The following is an 18,407-nucleotide window of genomic DNA, read 5'->3' as shown; positions in this document are numbered from 1 at the left end:
CGGGGAATGTCCGCAGAAAGGGCTGGAGCGGAGAGGCAAGGCAAGGATGGGCGGGATGGAAGAGACGGGGACGCGGCTGGTTGTGATCGACCTTGCCCGGACCATCGCGCTGATCGGGATGGCGGTGTTCCATTTCACCTTTGATCTGGAGATGTTCGGCCATCTGCCGCCCGGCACGTCGGTGACGGGGGGATGGGCGGTGTTTGCGCGGCTGGTGGCGGGGTCTTTCCTGTTCCTTGCCGGGGTGAGCCTTGTGCTGGCGCATGGGCGTGCGATCCGCTGGCCGGGGGTCTGGCGGCGGCTGGGCAAGCTGGTGGCGGCGGCGGTGCTGGTGTCAGGGGCGACCTATGCCGCCTTTCCGCAGGCCTTTGTCTATTTCGGCATCCTTCATTCCATCGCGCTCTGCAGCCTGCTGGGCCTTGCCGTGATCCGGCTGCCGGGCGTGGTTCTGCTGGCCTTGGCGGTGGCGGTCGTGCTGGTGGATCGCAGCGTGGCGCTGGAGGGGTTGAACAGCCGCTGGCTGGCCTGGACCGGGCTGGCGGCGGCGCATCCGCTGTCGGTGGATTTCGTGCCGGTCTTTCCTTGGCTGGGCGCGTTGCTGGCCGGGATGGGGGTGGCGCGGCTGGCCGCGGGGGCGGGGCTCTGGGCGCGGGCGGCGCAGGTGCCGGCGGGGCCGTGGCTGCGGCGGCTGGCCTGGCCGGGGCGCCATTCGCTGGCGATCTATCTGGTCCATCAACCCGTGCTGATCGGCGCGGTCTGGGCGGGGACGCAACTGCTGGGCTGAGGGCGGATCATTCCGGGATCAGGCGCGGCGGAACTGTCGTCTGACCGTTACCTTGGAACCCTATGGCTTTGCGCGAGTTCCCCAAAGCAGGACGGTTTCCCCATGTCTTCGAAACTTATCGGTCTGACTTCTGTTCTCGCGCTGGTGGCGGGTATGCCCGCGCTGGCGGACGTGACGTTCAACCGTGTGGCCACCTTTGCCACCCCCGACAACATGTCCGAGGGCGAGGATCGCGCGCGGCCTACGAGCGCCGAGATCATCTCGGCCTCGTCCGACGGGATGACGCTGATCTATACCGACAGCCCGCTGGGTGTGGTGGGCCTGATCGACATCACCGATCCGCGCGCGCCCAAGGCCATGGGCAATATCGACATGGGCGGCGAGCCGACGACGGCCAAGATCATTGGGGGCAATGCCTTTGTCGCGGTGAATACGTCGGCCGATTTCGTGAACCCGTCGGGGAAGATGGTGACGGTCGATCTGGCGACGCGGGCGATCACGGCGGAATGTGATCTGGGCGGGCAGCCGGATTCTGTGGCGGCGGAGCCGGATGGCAGTTTCCTGGCCATCGCGATCGAGAATGAGCGGGATGAGGATGTGAATGACGGCGCGATCCCGCAGATGCCGGCCGGTTTCGTGGTGAAGCTGCCCATCGTGGAGGGTGCGGTGGATTGCGCGGGCCTGCAGCGGGTGGAACTGGTGGGGCTTGCCGCCGTGGCCGGGGAAGACCCGGAGCCCGAATTCGTGGATGTGAACGCGGGCGGCGAGATCGTCGTGACGTTGCAGGAGAACAACCACATCGTGGTGATCGGCGCGGATGGCGCGGTGGCCAGCCATTTCAGCGCGGGCGCGACCGATCTGGAAGGGATCGACGATTCGCGCGACGGGCGGCTGGATTTCAGCGCATCGCAGACGGGCGTGCTGCGCGAGCCGGACGGGGCGAAGTGGCTGGACGCGGATCATTTCGCGGTGGCGAATGAGGGTGATTACGAAGGCGGCAGCCGGGGTTGGACGATCTTCCGCAAGGATGGCACCGTCGTGCATGAGGCGGGCGCGAGCCTTGAGCGTGCGATTGCCGAGATCGGGCATTATCCCGAAGCGCGGTCGGGTTCCAAGGGCGTGGAACTGGAATCGGTGGAGATCGCGACCTTTGGCGGCACGCCCATGGCCTTTGTCGCCTCCGAGCGGGGGTCGGTGATCGGGGTCTATGACCTGACCGATCCGGCAGCGCCGGTGCTGCGGCAACTGCTGCCGTCGGGTGTGTCGCCGGAAGGGATGGTGGCGATCCCCGCGCGCAACCTGTTTGTCACGGCCAATGAGGTGGATCTGGTCGAGGATGGTGGCGTACGCGCCCATGTGATGATCTATGAGGGGGCGGAAGGCGCGGTGGCGGCCTATCCGATGATCACCTCGGCCGGGACGGAGCGCCTGATCGGCTGGGGCGCGCTGTCGGGCCTTGCGGCCGATCCGGCGCAGGCGGGGCGGCTTTATGCGGTGTCGGACAGCGTCTATGGCGCGATGCCGATGATCTATACGATCGACGCCACCCAGACGCCCGCGCGGATCACCGAGGCGCGGCTGGTGACGCGCGGCGGGGAGGCGGCGCAGAAGCTCGACCTCGAAGGGATCGCGGCGGATGGGGAGGGCGGGTTCTGGCTGGCCTCGGAAGGGCGCAGCGATCGGCTGATCCCGCATGCCATCTACCGCGTCGATGCGGCGGGCGAGATCGTGGAAGAGATCGCCCTGCCCGAGGCGCTGCTGGCCCATGAGATCCGCTTTGGGTTCGAGGGGATCACGGTGGCCGGGGATTGGCTGTGGATGGCCGTGCAGCGCGAGTGGAAGGATGATCCCGCAGGCATGGTGAAGCTGGTGGGCTACAACACGGCCGAAGAAACCTGGGGGGCGGTGCATTACCCGCTGGATGCGCTGGCGGACGGCGCGGCCGAGACGGCGTGGATGGGCCTGTCGGAGATCACCGTGCATGGCGACTGGGTCTATATCGTGGAGCGTGACAACCAGATCGGTGCGGCGGCAGGGGTGAAGAAGATCTACCGCGTGGCGCTGTCGCAGATGGTGCCGGCGGAACTGGGCGGGGCGCTGCCGGTGGTGACGAAGGAACTGGTGCGCGACCTGATGCCCGATCTGGCGGTGCTGAACGGCTATATCCCGGAAAAGGTGGAAGGCTTTGCCGTGGATGCAGGCGGGACGGCCTGGGTCGTGACCGACAATGACGGCGTGGCGGACAGTTCGGGCGAGACGCTGTTCTGGTCGATCGGCGCAATGCAGTAAACGGGGCAAGACCTCTGTGACGGGCGTCCCCCGGCAGCGATGCCGGGGGATGTTCGCATTTGGGGGAGGGGCGTTGCGCCGGGGGGAGGGGCAGAATTTCCGGTCGAAGCCCGGCGCGATCCGGTGTAGCAGCACGGGTAGCGCGCGGGACCCGCGCCCGCCCACGGATCGAGAGTGAAGGACCATGGAACATCCCCCCCACCGCCTGTCGGTGGCGCCCATGATGGATTGGACGGATCGCCACTGCCGGTATTTCCACCGGCTGATGACGCGGCGCGCGATGCTGTACACCGAGATGGTGACGGCCCCCGCAGTGGTGCATGGCGACCGCGACCGTCTGCTGGGGTTCAACCGCGCCGAACATCCCGTGGCGCTGCAACTGGGTGGGTCGGACCCGGAGGAGTTGCGCGCGGCGGTGCGGTTGGCGGTGCCCTATGGCTATGACGAGATCAACCTGAATGTGGGGTGCCCGTCGGATCGGGTGCAGTCGGGCTGTTTCGGGGCCGTGCTAATGGAGCGGCCCCAGCTTGTGGCCGATTGCGTGGCCGCGATGCAGGAGGCAAGCCCGGTACCCGTTACCGTGAAATGCCGCATCGGGGTGGATGATCAGGACCCGCAGGCGGTGCTGCCCGATTTTCTGGAGCGGGTTTCGGCGGCAGGCGTGCGGCATTTCGTGATCCATGCGCGCAAGGCGTGGCTGCAGGGTCTGTCGCCCAAGGAAAACCGCGAGATCCCGCCGCTGGATTACGATCTGGTCGTGGCGATGAAAGCGGCTTTCCCCCATCTGACGATCTGCATCAATGGCGGGATCACGTCGCTGGATCAGGCGCGGGCGCTGCTGGAGCGGGGGGTGGACGGCGTGATGATCGGGCGCGCGGCCTATCACGATCCCGGATCGGTGCTGATCGGGGCGGATGGGCTGTGGGGCGATGGGCCGGGCCGGGATGCTCTGCAGGTCGTGGCGGCGATGCACCCCTATATCGCGGCGCATCTGGCGCGGGGCGGGCGGCTGCATCAGATCACCCGGCACATGCTGGGCCTGTTCCATGGCCGCCCCGGCGCGCGGGGCTGGCGACGCGTCCTGTCGGAAGGGGTCGCCCGCCCCGGCGCAGGGCTGGAGGTGCTGGAGGCGGCGCTGGCCGAGGTGGCGCCGGGGGCGGACGTTCAGGCCGCGGTCGGCTGAGGCCGCGCCAGCGCAAGGCGCGACAGCCCCAGCGCAAGCAGGCCGCACAGTGCGATGGCCGCCAGCATGGGCGTGGGCGTGCCGTCGAAGAACGGCCCCGTGGCCGCGATCATCACCCCCCCGGCCAGCATCTGCAGCGTCCCGCCAAGGGATGAGGCCAGACCTGCCATATCGCCGTGCTCCTCAAGCGCCATGACCATCGTCGTCGGGATGATCAGGCCGAGAAAGGCATTGGCGATGAAAAGCCCGGCCACGCAGACGGCAAGGCTGGCCAGCCCCATCAGCGCAAGGCCGAGCAGCGCCGCCGTGCTGGCAGCAAAGCCGAGCGTCGCCCAGCCCATCACCCGCCGCGCGCCCAGACGCTGGCCCAAGGTCCCCGCCGCCTGCGAGGCGGCGAAGAACCCCACGGCATTGATGGCGAAGGCGATGGAGAACCCGGTCGGGGAGAGCCCGAAGCTTTGCGTATAGACAAAGCTGGCCGAGGCGATGAAGACGAAGAAGCTGGCCATGCCGAAGCCGCCGAGGAAGGTGAGCCCCATGAAGACCCGGTCGCCCAGCAGATGACGGCTGCCGCGCAGGGTGGCCTTCAGGTCGAAGGGTTGGCGGTGTTCGGGGCGCAGGGTTTCGGCTTGGGCGAAGGCCAGCACCAGAAGGCTGGCCATGCCCGCCACCACCAGCGCGCCGAAGATGCCCCGCCAGCCGGTCACCGTCATCAGGATGGATCCGGTCAGCGGCGCCAGCATGGGCGAGACGGAAATGACCAGCATCACCGCGGCCATCAGCCGGGTCGCGGCATGGCCGGTGTGCATGTCACGGATGATGGCGCGCGGGACCACCATCATCGCCGCCCCGCCAAGGCCCTGCACGAAGCGGCCGGCGATCAGCCACTCCACCGTGGGGGCCAGCGTGCAGAGGATGGACCCCACAAGGAAGATGGCGATCCCCGCATAGAGCGGCGGCTTGCGGCCGGCCTGATCGGCCCATGGGCCGTAGAAAAGCTGCGCCAGACCGAAGGCGATGAAATAGGCCGTGATCGTGGTCTGCATCGCCGGAACAGAGGTGCCGAGCGCGGCCCCGATCTCGGGCAGGGCGGGCAGATACATGTCGATGGCGAAGGGACCGATGCAGGACAAGAGCCCGAGGATGAGCGCGGGGCGCAGGATGTGATCCGTCATGAAAGGACCTGTGCGAAATGAAAACGCAGGCCTACGCGCTTTTGCAGGCGGGGTCCAGACCTGTGGCGGCCGCCCGGCGCTGCGGGGCGCATGGCTTTTCCCCGCCGGGGAAAGCGCTAGGCTAAGGGGCGGGCAGAAGGAGCGGGCATGTCGGACCGGGGATGGCGGCGCGTGGCGACCGCGGGGATCGCGCGATGGGCGGCGGCGGCGGCCCCCGTTGCCGCGCGCGCGGTGGCGCAAAGCGATGTGGCGTGGCGGGCGGGTGGGACGTGGTTCGTGGGTCTGGACGCGCTGCCCAACGGCGCGGATGGCAGCCTGGGCGGCGTAACGTTGCCATGGGGGGATCTGGGCCTCGCGCCGGTGCCGCTGCATCCGGCGCAGATCTCGGTCACGCGGGCCGGCTATCCGCAGCCTGATCCCGGGGAAAGTGCCGCATCCTTCGCCTTTCGCCGGGATCGGGATGCCGCGCATCTGGATGGGCTCTTGCCCGTGGGCCCGCAGAAGCGCCGGATGGTCAAGGAGCCGCATGACTGGATCCTCGGCCTGCCGCTGAACCGGGCGGATGCCGGGGCCGCGCCGCTGGTGGTCTGGGAGGGCAGCCACCGCATCATGGGGCAGGCGCTGCGGGCGGCACTTGCGGGGGCGATGACGGCGGGGGCGCCAGAGGACACGGATATCACCGAGGCCTATCAGGCGGCCCGGCGCGCGGTCTTCGCCACTTGCCCGCGCGTGGAACTGCCGGGCAGGCCTGGTGAGGCGGTCATCCTGCACCGCCACCTGATCCATGGCGTCGCACCCTGGGCCGCAGGCGCCGAGGCCGATCCACCGGGGCGGATGGTGGCCTATTTCCGCCCGCTCTGCGCAACGGTCGCGGCATGGCTGCGGGACGGGGACTGACCTTTCGCGGCAAAGCAGGGCCACCCGCTGCGGTCCCGCCGTCTGGGCCTTGCGGTCAGGGTGCCGGCTCTGTCGGTCGCCTCCCCCCGCGTCATCCCGACAAGGCATTAAGGTTAACGCGCCCGACGCGCCGCTGGCGCCCCGTCGGAACGGACTCGCAACTGGAAAGGCGGCGGGGCAGGAGTATGACGGCCATGCCCCTTCATCTTGGAAAAAATACCCACATCCCACGGCCCGCCAAAGGGCGCTGCGCCGGCGTCGGAGAGAGGGGGGGGGCAGGGGGGGCGGATGGCCACCCTGCGGCGGTCAGTCCTGCAAGCGGCCCATGCGGCCACCGCGGCGCTTGGCAAGGCGGGGGGCGCGGGCGGGGAGTTCGGCCATGATGGCACTGCGCGCCTCATGCGTCAGGCGCGACCAGGACGAGATTTCGTCGATGGTGCGGTAGCAGCCCACGCAGATGCGTTCCGCCGGGTGGATCGTGCACAGATTGACGCAGGGCGACTGCACCTCGTCCCGCTGCCAGACATCGTCCTTCACGCCTGCACCCCGTTTCCCATATGGCCCATGCGATCGAGGGCGCCTTGCAAGATATAGCCCGCAGCGACGGCGTCGATCACCTCTTTCCGACGCTTTCGCGACGTATCCGCCTCCAGCAGTGCCCTTTCTGCCGCAACGGTGGACAGGCGTTCGTCCCAAAAGGCGATGGGCAGGTCGGTCATCCGCGTCAGGTTGCGGGCAAAGGCCTGCGTGGCCTGCACGCGCGGGCCGGTGGAGCCGTCCATGTTCAAGGGCAGGCCCAGTACGATGCCATGCGCCCCCCGCGTGGCGAGCAGCGCGAGGAGGCGGGTGGCATCTTCGGTGAATTTTACCCGGCGCAGGGTTTCCACCGGGGTGGCCACCATGCGGCGCAGGTCGGAAATCGCGATGCCGATGGTCTTGTCGCCGAAATCCAGCCCCGCGATGGCGCGGTTGGGGGGCAGGGTGGCGGCGAAGGCCTCGATGCTGTCGCAGATCATGGGGCCGGATCCGGATCAAGCCCTGCGTTCAGTGCGGCTTCGCGCAAGAAGCTTTGCTGTGCGGGGAAGCCTTGGAATTTCTCCAGCGCCTCGGCAAAGATTTCCTGCGCCTCGTCGCGGCGGTTCAGGACGGCGAGGGACGAGATGAGGCGCGCCCATTCCTCGACCGTGCCGCCTTCGGTGGCGAGGCGCTGCCCGAGCTGGGCCACCATGCCTTCGACCATGGCCTGACGGTCCGCCTCGGTCATCTCGCCCGCGGCGGTCAGCGCATCGGCATCGGGGCCGGGCAGCGTGGCCTCGGGCGGCGGGGTGTAGGCCACGCCCGCGCGGGCCGCGACATCGGCGATCTGGGCGCGGATGGGCGCGATCCAGGGCGCGTCGGGCGGGCCTTCGCGCAGAAGCGGCTCCCACAGGCCGAAGGTGCGGTCAAACCGGCCCACCTGCGCGGCCATGAGGCCATAATAATAGCGCGCCGTGCCGTTGGTGGGGTCAAGCGTAAGGGCGCGGGTCAATTGATCCTCGGCCTCGGCCGAGACGAGGCCGCCCGCGGCCATTATCATCAGTTCGGCCAGCGCGGCATGGTCTTCGGCGGTGGCAGCGTCGCCTTTCAGCCGGATCAGGCTTTCCTGCGCGACGCGGGCGGCGGGCAGGTTGCCCAGCCGTGCCTCGTTCGTGGCCAGAAGTTCCAGACCGCGCGCATCGTCGGGCCGTTCGGCCACGGCGGCGCGCAGCTGTTCCATCAGCTGGGCAAATTCGGGTTCGGGTTCCATGGGCGCGGGGCGGTTGGCGGCGGCGTCGGCCTCCATCTGGGCCTGCGGGGCGCGGTTGGCGCGCAGCTCGTCCGACATGGCAAGGCGGGTGGCGAGGGGCAGGTCCGGGTAACCCGGCGCGCCGAGGCGCAGATAGGCCCAGTAGCTGCCCCCGATCAGCGCGGCGATCAGCACCACGGCCACGGCGATGCCGCGCGTGCTGGCGCTGGTGTCGCCCCGGGCACGGGCGCGGTCGGCGTCGAGCAGGCGGCGCGACACCTCGGTGCGCTGGCGATCGGCTTCGTCGGGCGGCAGGGTGCCGCGCGCGAGGTCGCGGTCGATTTCGGCCAGCTGGTCGCGATAGACCTTGAGATCATATTCGGCGGCCGAGGCGATTTCGGCCCGTGCCCGGATCAGGGCCAGCACGAAGAGGGCCAGCACCACCAGTCCGATGCCGCCTGCGGCGATCCAGAATGCGATCATTTCCATCCCTAGGGCCTGCCTTGCCGATCCCGCGCTGCGGTTCTTTGGGGCGGATGTAAACATTTGGGGGCGCGGGCGGAAGGCGCAAACGCGAATGTGACGCCTGCGACGCTGTCGCAGGGGGAATGTGTCGCAATTTTCCCGATTGTGCCGCTCGTGGGTGGGGGTTTATGGGCGGGGCGTAAGAGAAGGGCAATAAGGGGCGGCCTGTGATGCCGCGCAGCACGGGGTTGGGGCGATGAGACGCTATTCGGTCTTTGCGATTGCGCGCGAGGCGCTGCGCTATCACACCGGGTGGGAGCGGGCGTGGAAAAGCCCCGCGCCCAAGGCGGCCTATGACGCGATCATCGTGGGGGCGGGGGGCCATGGTCTGGCCACGGCCTATTACCTTGGCAAGAATTACGGGATCACCAATGTGGCGATCCTGGAAAAGGGCTGGCTGGGCGGCGGGAACACGGGCCGGAACACGACGATCATCCGGTCGAACTATCTGCAGGATTCGAGCGCGGCGATCTATGAGAAGTCCCGCTCGCTCTATGAGACGCTGAGCCAGGATCTGAACTACAACGTGATGTTTTCCCCGCGCGGCGTGATGATGCTGGCGCAGACGCATCACGAGGTGCGCGGCTATATGCGCACGGCCCATGCCAATGCGCTGCAGGGCGTGCAGACAGAGTTCATCACGCCCCAGCGGGTGAAGGAGCTTTGCCCGATCCTGAACATCGAGGGGCCGCGCTATCCGGTGCTGGGGGCGCTGTGGCAGGCCCGGGGCGGCACGGGGCGGCATGATGCGGTGGCCTGGGGCTATGCGCGGGCCTGTTCCGACATGGGCATGGACATCATCCAGCAATGCGAGGTGACGGGCGTCCGGTCCGAGGGTGGCAAGGTCGTGGGCGTCGAGACGACCAAGGGCTATATCGGGACCAAGAAGCTGGGCATCGTGGTGGCGGGCCATTCTGGGCAGGTGGCCGAGATGGCCGGGTTTCGCCTGCCGGTCGAGGCAGTGGCGCTGCAGGCGCTGGTATCCGAACCCATCAAGCCCTGCATGGATATCGTGGTGATGGCCAATACCGTGCATGGCTATATGAGCCAGTCCGACAAGGGCGAGATGGTGATCGGCGGCGGCACGGACGGTTTCAACAACTATACCCAGCGCGGCAGCTTCCATCACATCGAGGAAACGCTGCGGGCGCTGATCGAGACCTTCCCGATCATCAGCCGCCTCAAGATGCTGCGGCAATGGGGCGGGATCGTGGACATGACGGGGGACCGGTCGCCCATCATTTCGAAAACCCCGCTTGGCAATTGCTTCATCAACTGCGGCTGGGGGACGGGGGGGTTCAAGGCGATCCCCGGGTCTGGCTGGGCGATGGCGGAACTGATGGCCAAGGGCGAACCCGGGCCGCTGGCGGCCGAGTTCGACATGTGGCGGTTCAAGGAAGGGCGGTTCATCGACGAGTCGGTGGCTGCCGGGGTGGCGCATTGATGCGGGCGCGGACGAGGAAGAACGGGGTGCAAAATGCTGCTGCTTGAATGTCCCTATTGCGGCGTGAAGGCCGAGGAGACGGAGCTTTCTCCGGGCTATGAGGCGCATCTGAAGCGGTATGGACCCGGCTCCACCGACGAGGAGTTCGAGGCCTATATGTTTGCCCGCAAGAACCCCAAGGGTGTGCATTTCGAACGCTGGCGGCACACTTACGGCTGCGGGAAGTGGTTCCTGGCCGCCCGCTGCACGGCGACGCTGGAGGTGTTCGGCACCTATCCCGCACAGGTAGGCGAGCCGCCTGCCGAGATTATTGAGAAGATCAAGGCCCGCAGGCCGGACTGGAAGGGGTACAAATGAGCACCCGTCTTGCAAAAGGGGGCCGTCTGATCGACCGGTCGGCGGCGCTGGACTTTACCTTCAACGGCAAGCGCATGAAGGGCTTTGCCGGCGACACGCTGGGCGCGGCGCTGCTGGCCAATGACCAGATGCTGGTGGGCCGGTCGTTCAAGTATCACCGCCCGCGCGGCATCGTGGCGGCGGGGCCGGAAGAGCCCAATGCGCTGGTCAACCTCGGGTCCGGGGCGCGGCTGGAGCCCAACCAGCGCGTCACGATCACGGAACTCTTCGACGGGTTGGAGGCCACGAGCCAGAACCATTGGCCGAGCCTTGAGTTTGATGTGGGCGTGGTGAACAACTATGCCGCGCGGTTCCTGCCGGCAGGGTTCTATTACAAGACCTTCATTCATCCGCGCCCGTTCTGGAAACATGTCTTCGAACCCGTGATCCGGCAGTCGGCCGGTCTGGGCAAGGCGCCGAAGGATCGGGACGCGGACCGTTATGAGCAGGCCTATGCCTTCTGCGATCTCTTGGTCGTGGGCGGCGGGATTGCGGGGCTGCAGGCGGCGCTGGTGGCGGGCCGTGCGGGCGCGCGGGTTCTGCTGCTGGAGCAGGCCGCCCATTGGGGCGGGCGCGCGCCGGTCGATGGCGACGTGATCGACGGCAAGCCTGCCGGGGAATGGGTGGATGAGGCCGTGGCGGCGCTGGAGGGGATGGAGAACGTCACCCTGCGCGCGCGCTGCATGGCGGCGGGGGTCTATGACCACGGCTATGTGCTGGCCGATGAGAAGGTGGCCGATCACACGCCCGGCGACGGGCGGCCCAAGCATCGGCTGTGGCGCATCCGGGCGGGCAAGATCCTGACGGCGACGGGCGCGATCGAACGGCCCCTGAGCTTTGCCGGGAACGATATTCCGGGTGTGATGCTGGCGGCATCGGTGCGGGATTATGTGGTGAACTGGGCGGTGTCGCCGGGGGATCGTACGGTTGTCGTCACCAATAACGACGACGGCTATCGCACGGCGATCGCGCTGCGCGAGGCGGGGCTGGCGGTGCCGGCCATCGTGGATGCGCGGTCGGCCCCTGCCGGTGCGCTGGTAGAGAAGGCGCGGGCCTTGGGTCTGCGGATCGAGGCCGGGCGCGGGATTGCCAAGGTGAAGGGCGGCAAGCGTGTCACCTCGGTCGCCATCTGCCTGCAGGCGGGTGAGGGCGCGGTGATCGACGAGATCGCCTGTGATGCGGTGGCGATGTCGGGCGGCTGGTCGCCCGTGGTGCATCTGTGGAGCCATTGCGGCGGCAAGCTGACATGGGACCGGGTGCAGGCCTGTTTCCGGCCCGATCCGGGCCGCGCGCCGCTGAACCATGATGGCGGGGCGATGGTCTATGCGGCGGGCGCGTCCAATGGCGAGATGACCGCCGCCGCCGCGCTGGCCGATGCGACCGAGCAGGCCGGGGCGGTGCTGGCGGCGCTGGGGATGAAGCCCAAGCGCGCCAAGGCCCCCGTGGCCGAAGCGGTGGCGGAAGGGCCGATGGAAGCGGTCTGGATCATGCCACAGGGCGCTTCGGTCGAGCTGAAGTCCAAGATGTGGCTGGACTACCAGAACGACGTGAAGGTCAGCGACGTGCAGTTGGCCGCGCGGGAAGGCTATGAATCGGTCGAGCATACCAAGCGCTACACGACGTTGGGGATGGCGACGGATCAGGGCAAGCTGTCCAATATCAACGGTCTGGCGGTGCTGGCGGGCGCGTTGAACGCCGATATCCCGCAGGTGGGGACGACGACCTTCCGCCCGCCTTACGTGCCGGTCACGCTGGGTGCGCTGGCGGGCGAAGCGCGGGGCGAGATCTTCCAGCCGCTGCGGCGCACGCCGATGCATGACTGGCACGAGCGGAACGGGGCCTATTTCGAACCTGTTGGCCTGTGGCGGCGGCCCTATTGCTTCCCCCGGGCGGGGGAGACGCATGAGCAGGCGGTGCATCGCGAGGTGGTGAACACGCGCGAACGGCTGGGGCTGCTGGATGCATCGACGCTGGGCAAGATCATCGTGAAGGGGCCGGATGCGGGGCGTTTCCTCGACATGCTCTACACGGGCGTGATGAGCACGCTGCCGGTGGGCAAGTGCCGCTATGGCTTGATGTGCAACGAGCAGGGTTTCCTGTCCGATGACGGCGTGGTGGCGCGGATCGACGAGGAGACGTGGCTGTGCCACACCACATCGGGCGGGGCGGATCGCATCCATGCCTGGATGGAAGATTGGCTGCAATGCGAATGGTGGGATTGGCAGGTCTTTACCGCCAATGTGACCGAGCAATATGCCCAAGTCGCCGTTGTGGGGCCGAATGCGCGCAAGGTGCTGGAGAAGCTGGGGGGGATGGATGTCTCGAAAGAGGCGCTGCCCTTCATGACCTGGGCCGATGGCACCCTGGGCGGGTTCCCCTGCCGGGTCTATCGCATCAGCTTTTCGGGCGAATTGTCCTATGAGATCGCGGTCCCGGCCAGCCACGGCGCGGCCTTCTGGGAGGCGCTGCATGCGGCGGGGGCGGAGTTCGGGGCCATGCCCTATGGCACCGAGGCGCTGCATATCATGCGGGCCGAGAAGGGGTTCATCATGATCGGGGATGAGACCGACGGCACGGTGATCCCGCAGGATCTGAACCTCGACTGGGCGATTTCGAAGAAGAAGGCGGATTATCTGGGCAAGCGGGGGCAGGCGCGGAACTTCCTCGCCAGCGCGGACCGCTGGAAACTGGTGGGGTTCGAGACGCTGGACGGATCGGTTATCCCAGATGGCAGCTATGTCGTGGCGCCGGGGGTGAATGCGAACGGGCAGGGCAATACGCAGGGCCGCGTCACATCCACCTATTATTCGCCCACGCTGAAGAAGGGCATCGCCATGGGCCTGCTGCTGCGCGGCCCGTCGCGGATGGGCGAGGTGGTGGAGTTCAACACTGTCACCGGCGGCACGGTCAAGGCGCGGGTTGTGGATCCGGTCTTCTACGACAAGGACGGGGAGAAGCAGAATGTCTGAACCGAAAAGCGCCTTGGGCGGGGCGGTGTCGGAAGGGTTCGTCACCATCCGCGAGATCGGGCCGGTGGGGATGATCACGCTGCGGGCCAAACCCGATGCGGCGGGTCTGGCCAAGGCGGTGAAGGCGGCGGCGGGAACCGGCCTGCCGGAGGTGCGGCGGATCGTGACCGAGGGCGACCGCGCCTGCGGCTGGATGAGCCCGGACGAATATCTGCTGGTCCTGCCCTATGCGGCGGTGGGCGGCGCGCTGGAGGCCGTGGGCAAGGCGATGGCTGGGTCGCATCATCTGGCGGTCGATGTGTCGGACGCGCGGGCGGTGTTCCGGGTGGAGGGCGCGAAGGCGGAGCAGGTGCTGGCCAAGCTGTCGCCGGTGGATTTCGGCGCGCTTGCGACGGGCGAGCTGCGCCGGACGCGGGCGGCGCAGGTGGCGGCAGCGTTCTGGAAGGATGGCGACGGGTTTACCGTGGTCTGCTTCCGGTCGGTGGCGCGCTATGTGTTTGATCTGCTGGCGACGGGGGCGAAGCCCGGGTCGGAGCTGGGCTGACGCCCGGCCGTGCGGCGAGGCAGGACGGGAGATGGGGGGGGCTTGGCCCCCCTTTTTTCATCGGAGCGGTTGGCACGGCTTGGCTCTGACCGGGCGCCCCCCACCCCCGGCCCCTCCCCCGTGAAGGACGGGGGAGGGGAGGGCGTGTCCTACGGGGCGTTGCGGCGGGGGGCTTCCGGGGCATGGGTATTTGGGCCAAGGTGAAGCGGCCGGGATAGGCTTTGGCATGGGCTGTGAAACCGTGGCGCCCGGGCAACAGGCGGGGACGCTGCAGCGCGGCAGGGGCGGGCCGGACCGACGCGGGACCTTTGGCGGGTTGCCAAAGGCGCGGGGGTGAACCTTAACTCTGGTTAATTCGCAGTTGAGGATGTGCCATGGCGCGTATCGGAGTTCTGGGCGGGATCGCCGCCTTTGCCCTTGTCTTTGCTTTGCTGTTCCGGCTTCACCCCTATGCGATGGGGGCGGAGCGGATCACGCAATTCTTCATCACCGAGGACGGCTATCTGATGCTGACGCTGGCGCGCAATCTGGCGATCGGGCTGGGGTTGAGCGTGTCGGAGGGGACCATCGCCTCGAACGGGGTGCAGCCTTTGGCCACCCTGATCTATGCGGTGGCGTTCTGGCTGGTGGATGGCGACAAGCTGGGCGGCGTGTCGATCGTGCTGGGCCTGATGGTGGTGATCTGGATCATGGCGGCGCTGGCGGTGCGGCGCTTTGCGGGCGCGGTGCTGGGGCCGGATGACGGGGAGGGTTCTGGGCTGCGGGCGGGCATCCTGGCCTGGGCGGTGGCGGCGCTGTGGTCGGTTGGACCCCTGTCGGTCCGCCACAGCATGAACGCGCTGGAGACCGGGCTTTATGTGCTGTGCGTGGTGCTGTTCGTGCTGGTCTTTGGCCGGATCGCGGGGCAGGCGCGGCGGCTGGAGACGGGCGAGATGCTGACGCTGGGCGCGATGGCGGGGCTGGCCTTCTGGGCGCGCAATGATGCGGTGTTCCTGATCGCGTCGCTGTTCTTCGTGCGCTTTGTCTATGGCTGGACGCTGGCGGCGGTGGGGTTTGCGCGCGCCTTCTGGGAGGGGCTGGTCGCGGGCGGAGTGTCGCTGGTGATCGGCCTGCCGTGGCTGTTGCACAACAAGATCTATTTCGGGTCCTTCGTGCCGATCAGCGGGACGTCGCAATCGCATGCGGCGGCGATCGGGGGCAACCTCGACATCCTGCCGGCCAAGCTGTTCGAGACGATGTTCCCGATGCTGCCCCTGCCGGGCTTTGCTGAGACATCCCTGCCGGTGCAGATCGTGCTGAGCCTGATCGTGCTGGTGGTCTGGAGCACGTTTTTGTGGCGCATCTGGCGGGCGGGGCATCCGCTGCGGCTGGCGCTGCTGGGCTATTCGCTGTTCGGGGTGCTGCAGTGCTTTTACTATGGCACCTTCTTCGGCGCCCCGCATTTCCTGTCGCGCTACCTGTTTCCGCTGAGCCCGCTTCTGGTGACGGCGGCGGTGGCGCAGCTGATCTGGCTGGCGGGGCGGCTGCGGCTGATGCGGCTGGCGGAGGCGGGGCTGGCGGCGTCGATCCTGCTGGGCGTGGCGCTGACCCTGAACCTTGCGCGGCCGGGGCAGAATGTGCAGGGGCATTTTCAGGTGGTGAACTGGGTGCGGGAGAATGTGCCCGAAGAGGATTGGGTGTCTGCGGTGCAGACGGGGACGCTGGGGTTCTGGCATGATCGGACGATCAACCTCGACGGCAAGGTGAACCCCGATGCGCTGGCGGCGTTGCTGACCGAGGGGCATTTCTTCAATTACGTCGTCCAGAACGAAAAGATCCGCTGGCTGGCCGACTGGTATGGGATGGCAGCCTTCGGCGAGGAACCGCGGGGCGGGTTCCGCGACGTGTTCGAGGTGGTGGTGGCGGATGAGGCGCAGAATCTGGCCGTGTTGCGGCGGGTGACGCCGGAATGAGGGTTGCCTGAGGGCGGTTCCATCGTGCCGCCGCGCAGGGCCTGTGCGGCGGGTGGGAGCCCAGTTGACGGGGGCGGGTCGCTTTCGCCCTTGACCTTGGCTTCCCATGGTCTCTTATCTGCGCCATCCCGTGACACGCGAACAGAGAGGAACCCTCCCATGGCTTTCACGCTTCCCGATCTTCCCTATGCCCATGATGCGCTGGCATCGCTCGGCATGTCGAAGGAGACGCTGGAATACCACCACGACCTGCACCACAAGGCCTATGTGGACAATGGCAACAAGCTGTTGGCGGCATCGGAATACGAGGCGATGAGCCTCGAAGACATCATCACCAGCACCTATCAGGCGGGTGCGGTGGCGCAGAGCGGGCTGTTCAACAACGCCTCGCAGCATTGGAACCACAACCTGTTCTGGGAGATCATGGGGCCGGGCGAAAACAAGAAGATGCCGGGCGAGCTGGAGTTGGCGCTGGCGGAAAGCTTCGGGTCGGTCGCCAAGTTCAAGGAAGATTTCGCCGCCGCCGGGGCCGGACAGTTCGGGTCGGGCTGGTGCTGGCTGGTGAAGGACAAGGACGGCGCGCTGAAGGTGACCAAGACGGAGAACGGGGTGAACCCGCTGTGCTTTGGCCAGACGGCGCTGCTGGGTTGCGATGTGTGGGAACATTCCTACTACATCGATTTTCGCAACAAGCGCCCGGCCTATCTGACGAATTTCCTTGAAAAGCTGGTGAACTGGGAAGCGGTCGCGGCGCGGCTGTGATCTGCTGCTGAGCATCGGGAGGGCCCGTCGCGGGGAACTGCGGCGGGCCTTTTCCTTTGTCGGGGGCGCGGGGGGGGGCAGACCCCCGGGGGCGCTTCGCCCCCCGGACCCCCAGAGGGTATTTTTTGCCAAGATGAAGGGGGGGCGGCTTTCCTTCGGAGGAGGGCGGTGCGAGGAAGGCCTATGGCGCGCGCGGGGGGCGGCACGCGGGGCGGGGATGGGGCGGTGAGCGAGGCGGGCAGGGGCATTCTTACGATCGTGGCGGCCTGCACGATCTGGGGGCTGGCGACGCTGTACTACAAGGTGATGGCCCATGTGCCGCCGCTGGAGGTGCTGGCGCATCGGACGGTGTGGACCTTTGTCTTCTTCGGTGTGCTTCTGGCGGTGCAGGGGCGGTTTGGGGCGGCGGTTGCGCTGATGCGGGGGCCGCAGCGGGGGCGGGTCTGGCTGGCGGCGGGGATCGTGGCGGTGAACTGGGGACTGTTCATCTGGGCCATTCAGGCGGGCCATGCGGTGGAGGCGAGCCTTGGATATTACATCTTTCCCCTTGTGACGGTGCTTCTGGGTGTCGTCGTGCTGGGCGAGCGGCTGACGCGGGCGCAGGCCGTGGCGGTGGCGCTGGCTGCGGGGGCGGTTGCGCTGTTGACCTATGGGCTGGGGGTGGCGCCCTATGTGGCGCTGGCGCTGGCTTTGACCTTTGCGCCCTACATGCTGATCAAGAAGCAGATGGCGGCCCCGGCGGCGGTGTCGGTGACGTCGGAGGTGATGCTTTTGGCGCCGCTGGCGGTGGCGTGGCTGGCCTTGGCGCAGGGCGGCGTGGTCGCAGGGGGCTGGTTCGGGCGGGATGTCTTTTCGACGCTGATGCTGCCGGTGACGGGGCTGATCACGGGCGGGCCGCTGATCCTGTTTTCCTGGGGGGCGCAGCGGGTGCGGCTGGCGACGTTGGGGGTGGTGCAGTACCTTAACCCGACCCTGCAGGCGGTGGTGGCGGTCGCCGTGTTCGGCGAGGCCTTCACCGGCTGGCATCAGGGGGCCTTCGCCCTGATCTGGGGGGCGCTGGCGATCTGGTCGCTGGAAGGGTGGCGTCAGGACAGGGCGGCGCGAAGCCGTTCGACCAGCGCGGGCACGTCGGGGACGGTGGCGAAGTAGTCGAGCATCGTCTCCTCGGCGAAGCCTTCGTCGATGACGTGGCGGGCAAGGCCGACGAGGGGTTGCCAGTAGCCATCGGTATCGAGCAGGAGGATGGGTTTGCGGTGCAGGCCGATCTGGCGCCAGGTCAGTACTTCGAAGAATTCGTCCAGCGTGCCTGCGCCGCCGGGCAGGACGACGATGGCGTCGGAGTTCATGAACATCACCTTCTTGCGTTCGTGCATATCCTCGGTGATCACAAGCTGCGACAGGTCGCGGCGGCCGCGTTCGCGGGCCATCAGATGGGTGGGGATGACACCCATGGTGGCGGCGCCGGCCCCCTGGGCGGTGCGCGCCACTTCGCCCATCAGGCCCACGTCGCCCGCACCGTAGACAAGGCGCCAGCCTTGGGCGGCGATGGCCTGCCCGAGATCGCGGGCGGCGGCGGCATAGGCCGGGCGCAGGCCGGGACGTGAGCCACAGAAGACACAGACGGAACGAAGCGGGGTCATGCGGCGGGCTTTCTGGGGCTGGGTGGTTGCCTGAAACCGGATTATCGGGCTTCACTATCTAAGGTGAAGAAGGGGCCGAGAA

16 protein-coding genes are annotated in these 18,407 nt (G+C 67.7%); 11 read left to right on the top strand and 5 right to left on the bottom strand.

Annotated elements, in window-relative coordinates; all coding sequences use genetic code 11:
- The first annotated feature begins 55 nt into the window (after positions 1-55).
- From GU920_RS14535 to dusA, 3 genes are all read left to right on the top strand, one after another.
- Positions 56-784, top strand: a complete 729-nt coding sequence (locus GU920_RS14535) for a heparan-alpha-glucosaminide N-acetyltransferase (protein WP_161767797.1) — start codon at positions 56-58, stop codon at positions 782-784.
- A gap of 102 nt (positions 785-886) precedes the next feature.
- On the top strand, positions 887-3,073 hold the full coding sequence (locus tag GU920_RS14530; protein ID WP_161767796.1) for an esterase-like activity of phytase family protein: 2,187 nt from the start codon (positions 887-889) through the stop codon (positions 3,071-3,073).
- Positions 3,074-3,257: 184 nt separating this feature from the next.
- Positions 3,258-4,256, top strand: coding sequence for a tRNA dihydrouridine(20/20a) synthase DusA (gene dusA / locus GU920_RS14525; protein ID WP_161767795.1), 999 nt, complete (start codon positions 3,258-3,260; stop codon positions 4,254-4,256).
- On the opposite strand, the gene GU920_RS14520 is transcribed toward dusA, so the two are convergent.
- Positions 4,238-5,431 (bottom strand): multidrug effflux MFS transporter, encoded by a 1,194-nt coding sequence (locus GU920_RS14520; protein ID WP_161767794.1) that lies wholly within the window; start codon positions 5,429-5,431, stop codon positions 4,238-4,240. The two genes, dusA and GU920_RS14520, sit on opposite strands and share 19 nt — an antisense overlap.
- A 147-nt stretch (positions 5,432-5,578) precedes the next feature.
- On the opposite strand from GU920_RS14520, the gene GU920_RS14515 reads away from it, so the two are divergent.
- Positions 5,579-6,328 carry a hypothetical protein gene (locus tag GU920_RS14515; protein WP_161767793.1) on the top strand — a complete coding sequence of 250 codons (750 nt, stop codon included), beginning with the start codon at positions 5,579-5,581 and terminating at the stop codon, positions 6,326-6,328.
- Positions 6,329-6,634: 306 nt separating this feature from the next.
- On the opposite strand, the gene GU920_RS14510 is transcribed toward GU920_RS14515, so the two are convergent.
- The 3 genes from GU920_RS14510 to ccmI are packed head-to-tail and all read right to left on the bottom strand — an operon-like array spanning position 6,635 to position 8,582.
- Positions 6,635-6,865: a DUF1289 domain-containing protein gene (locus GU920_RS14510; RefSeq protein ID WP_161767792.1), complete on the bottom strand. Its 231-nt coding sequence runs from the start codon at positions 6,863-6,865 to the stop codon at positions 6,635-6,637.
- Positions 6,862-7,344 (bottom strand): Holliday junction resolvase RuvX, encoded by a 483-nt coding sequence (gene ruvX / locus GU920_RS14505; protein WP_161767791.1) that lies wholly within the window; start codon positions 7,342-7,344, stop codon positions 6,862-6,864. Before ruvX ends, GU920_RS14510 begins: the two co-directional genes overlap by 4 nt.
- Entirely contained in the window at positions 7,341-8,582 is a 1,242-nt protein-coding gene (gene ccmI, locus GU920_RS14500) for a c-type cytochrome biogenesis protein CcmI (RefSeq protein ID WP_161767790.1), read from the bottom strand. Before ccmI ends, ruvX begins: the two co-directional genes overlap by 4 nt.
- 232 nt (positions 8,583-8,814) lie before the next feature.
- On the opposite strand from ccmI, the gene GU920_RS14495 reads away from it, so the two are divergent.
- The 7 genes from GU920_RS14495 to rarD all read left to right on the top strand — a co-directional run bounded on the left by GU920_RS14495 (position 8,815) and on the right by rarD (position 17,834).
- Positions 8,815-10,062, top strand: coding sequence for a sarcosine oxidase subunit beta family protein (locus GU920_RS14495; RefSeq protein WP_161767789.1), 1,248 nt, complete (start codon positions 8,815-8,817; stop codon positions 10,060-10,062).
- A 33-nt stretch (positions 10,063-10,095) separates the two neighbouring features.
- Entirely contained in the window at positions 10,096-10,419 is a 324-nt protein-coding gene (locus tag GU920_RS14490; protein ID WP_161767788.1) for a sarcosine oxidase subunit delta, read from the top strand.
- Positions 10,416-13,427 (top strand): sarcosine oxidase subunit alpha family protein, encoded by a 3,012-nt coding sequence (locus GU920_RS14485; RefSeq protein WP_161767787.1) that lies wholly within the window; start codon positions 10,416-10,418, stop codon positions 13,425-13,427. The genes GU920_RS14490 and GU920_RS14485 overlap by 4 nt, the downstream gene beginning before the upstream one ends.
- Entirely contained in the window at positions 13,420-13,971 is a 552-nt protein-coding gene (locus tag GU920_RS14480; protein ID WP_161767786.1) for a sarcosine oxidase subunit gamma, read from the top strand. Before GU920_RS14485 ends, GU920_RS14480 begins: the two co-directional genes overlap by 8 nt.
- A gap of 374 nt (positions 13,972-14,345) precedes the next feature.
- The gene (locus tag GU920_RS14475; RefSeq protein WP_161767785.1) at positions 14,346-15,923 is read left to right on the top strand and encodes a hypothetical protein; all 1,578 of its coding nucleotides are present in this window, start codon (positions 14,346-14,348) and stop codon (positions 15,921-15,923) included.
- 159 nt (positions 15,924-16,082) lie between these two features.
- Positions 16,083-16,685, top strand: coding sequence for a superoxide dismutase (locus GU920_RS14470; RefSeq protein WP_161767784.1), 603 nt, complete (start codon positions 16,083-16,085; stop codon positions 16,683-16,685).
- Between the two features lie 183 nt (positions 16,686-16,868).
- Positions 16,869-17,834 carry an EamA family transporter RarD gene (gene rarD, locus GU920_RS14465; RefSeq protein ID WP_201744149.1) on the top strand — a complete coding sequence of 322 codons (966 nt, stop codon included), beginning with the start codon at positions 16,869-16,871 and terminating at the stop codon, positions 17,832-17,834.
- Here rarD and GU920_RS14460 read toward each other — a convergent pair.
- A complete protein-coding gene (locus GU920_RS14460) occupies positions 17,771-18,325 on the bottom strand; it encodes an LOG family protein (protein WP_161767783.1) in 555 nt (184 codons plus the stop codon). The two genes, rarD and GU920_RS14460, sit on opposite strands and share 64 nt — an antisense overlap.
- Positions 18,326-18,407 lie beyond the last annotated feature (82 nt).

The organism is Paragemmobacter ruber (assembly GCF_009908315.1).
GTDB classification, from domain to species: domain Bacteria; phylum Pseudomonadota; class Alphaproteobacteria; order Rhodobacterales; family Rhodobacteraceae; genus Paragemmobacter; species Paragemmobacter ruber.
Note: the sequence above shows the minus strand (reverse complement) of the source record. Positions and strands in the feature narration are given on the sequence as shown.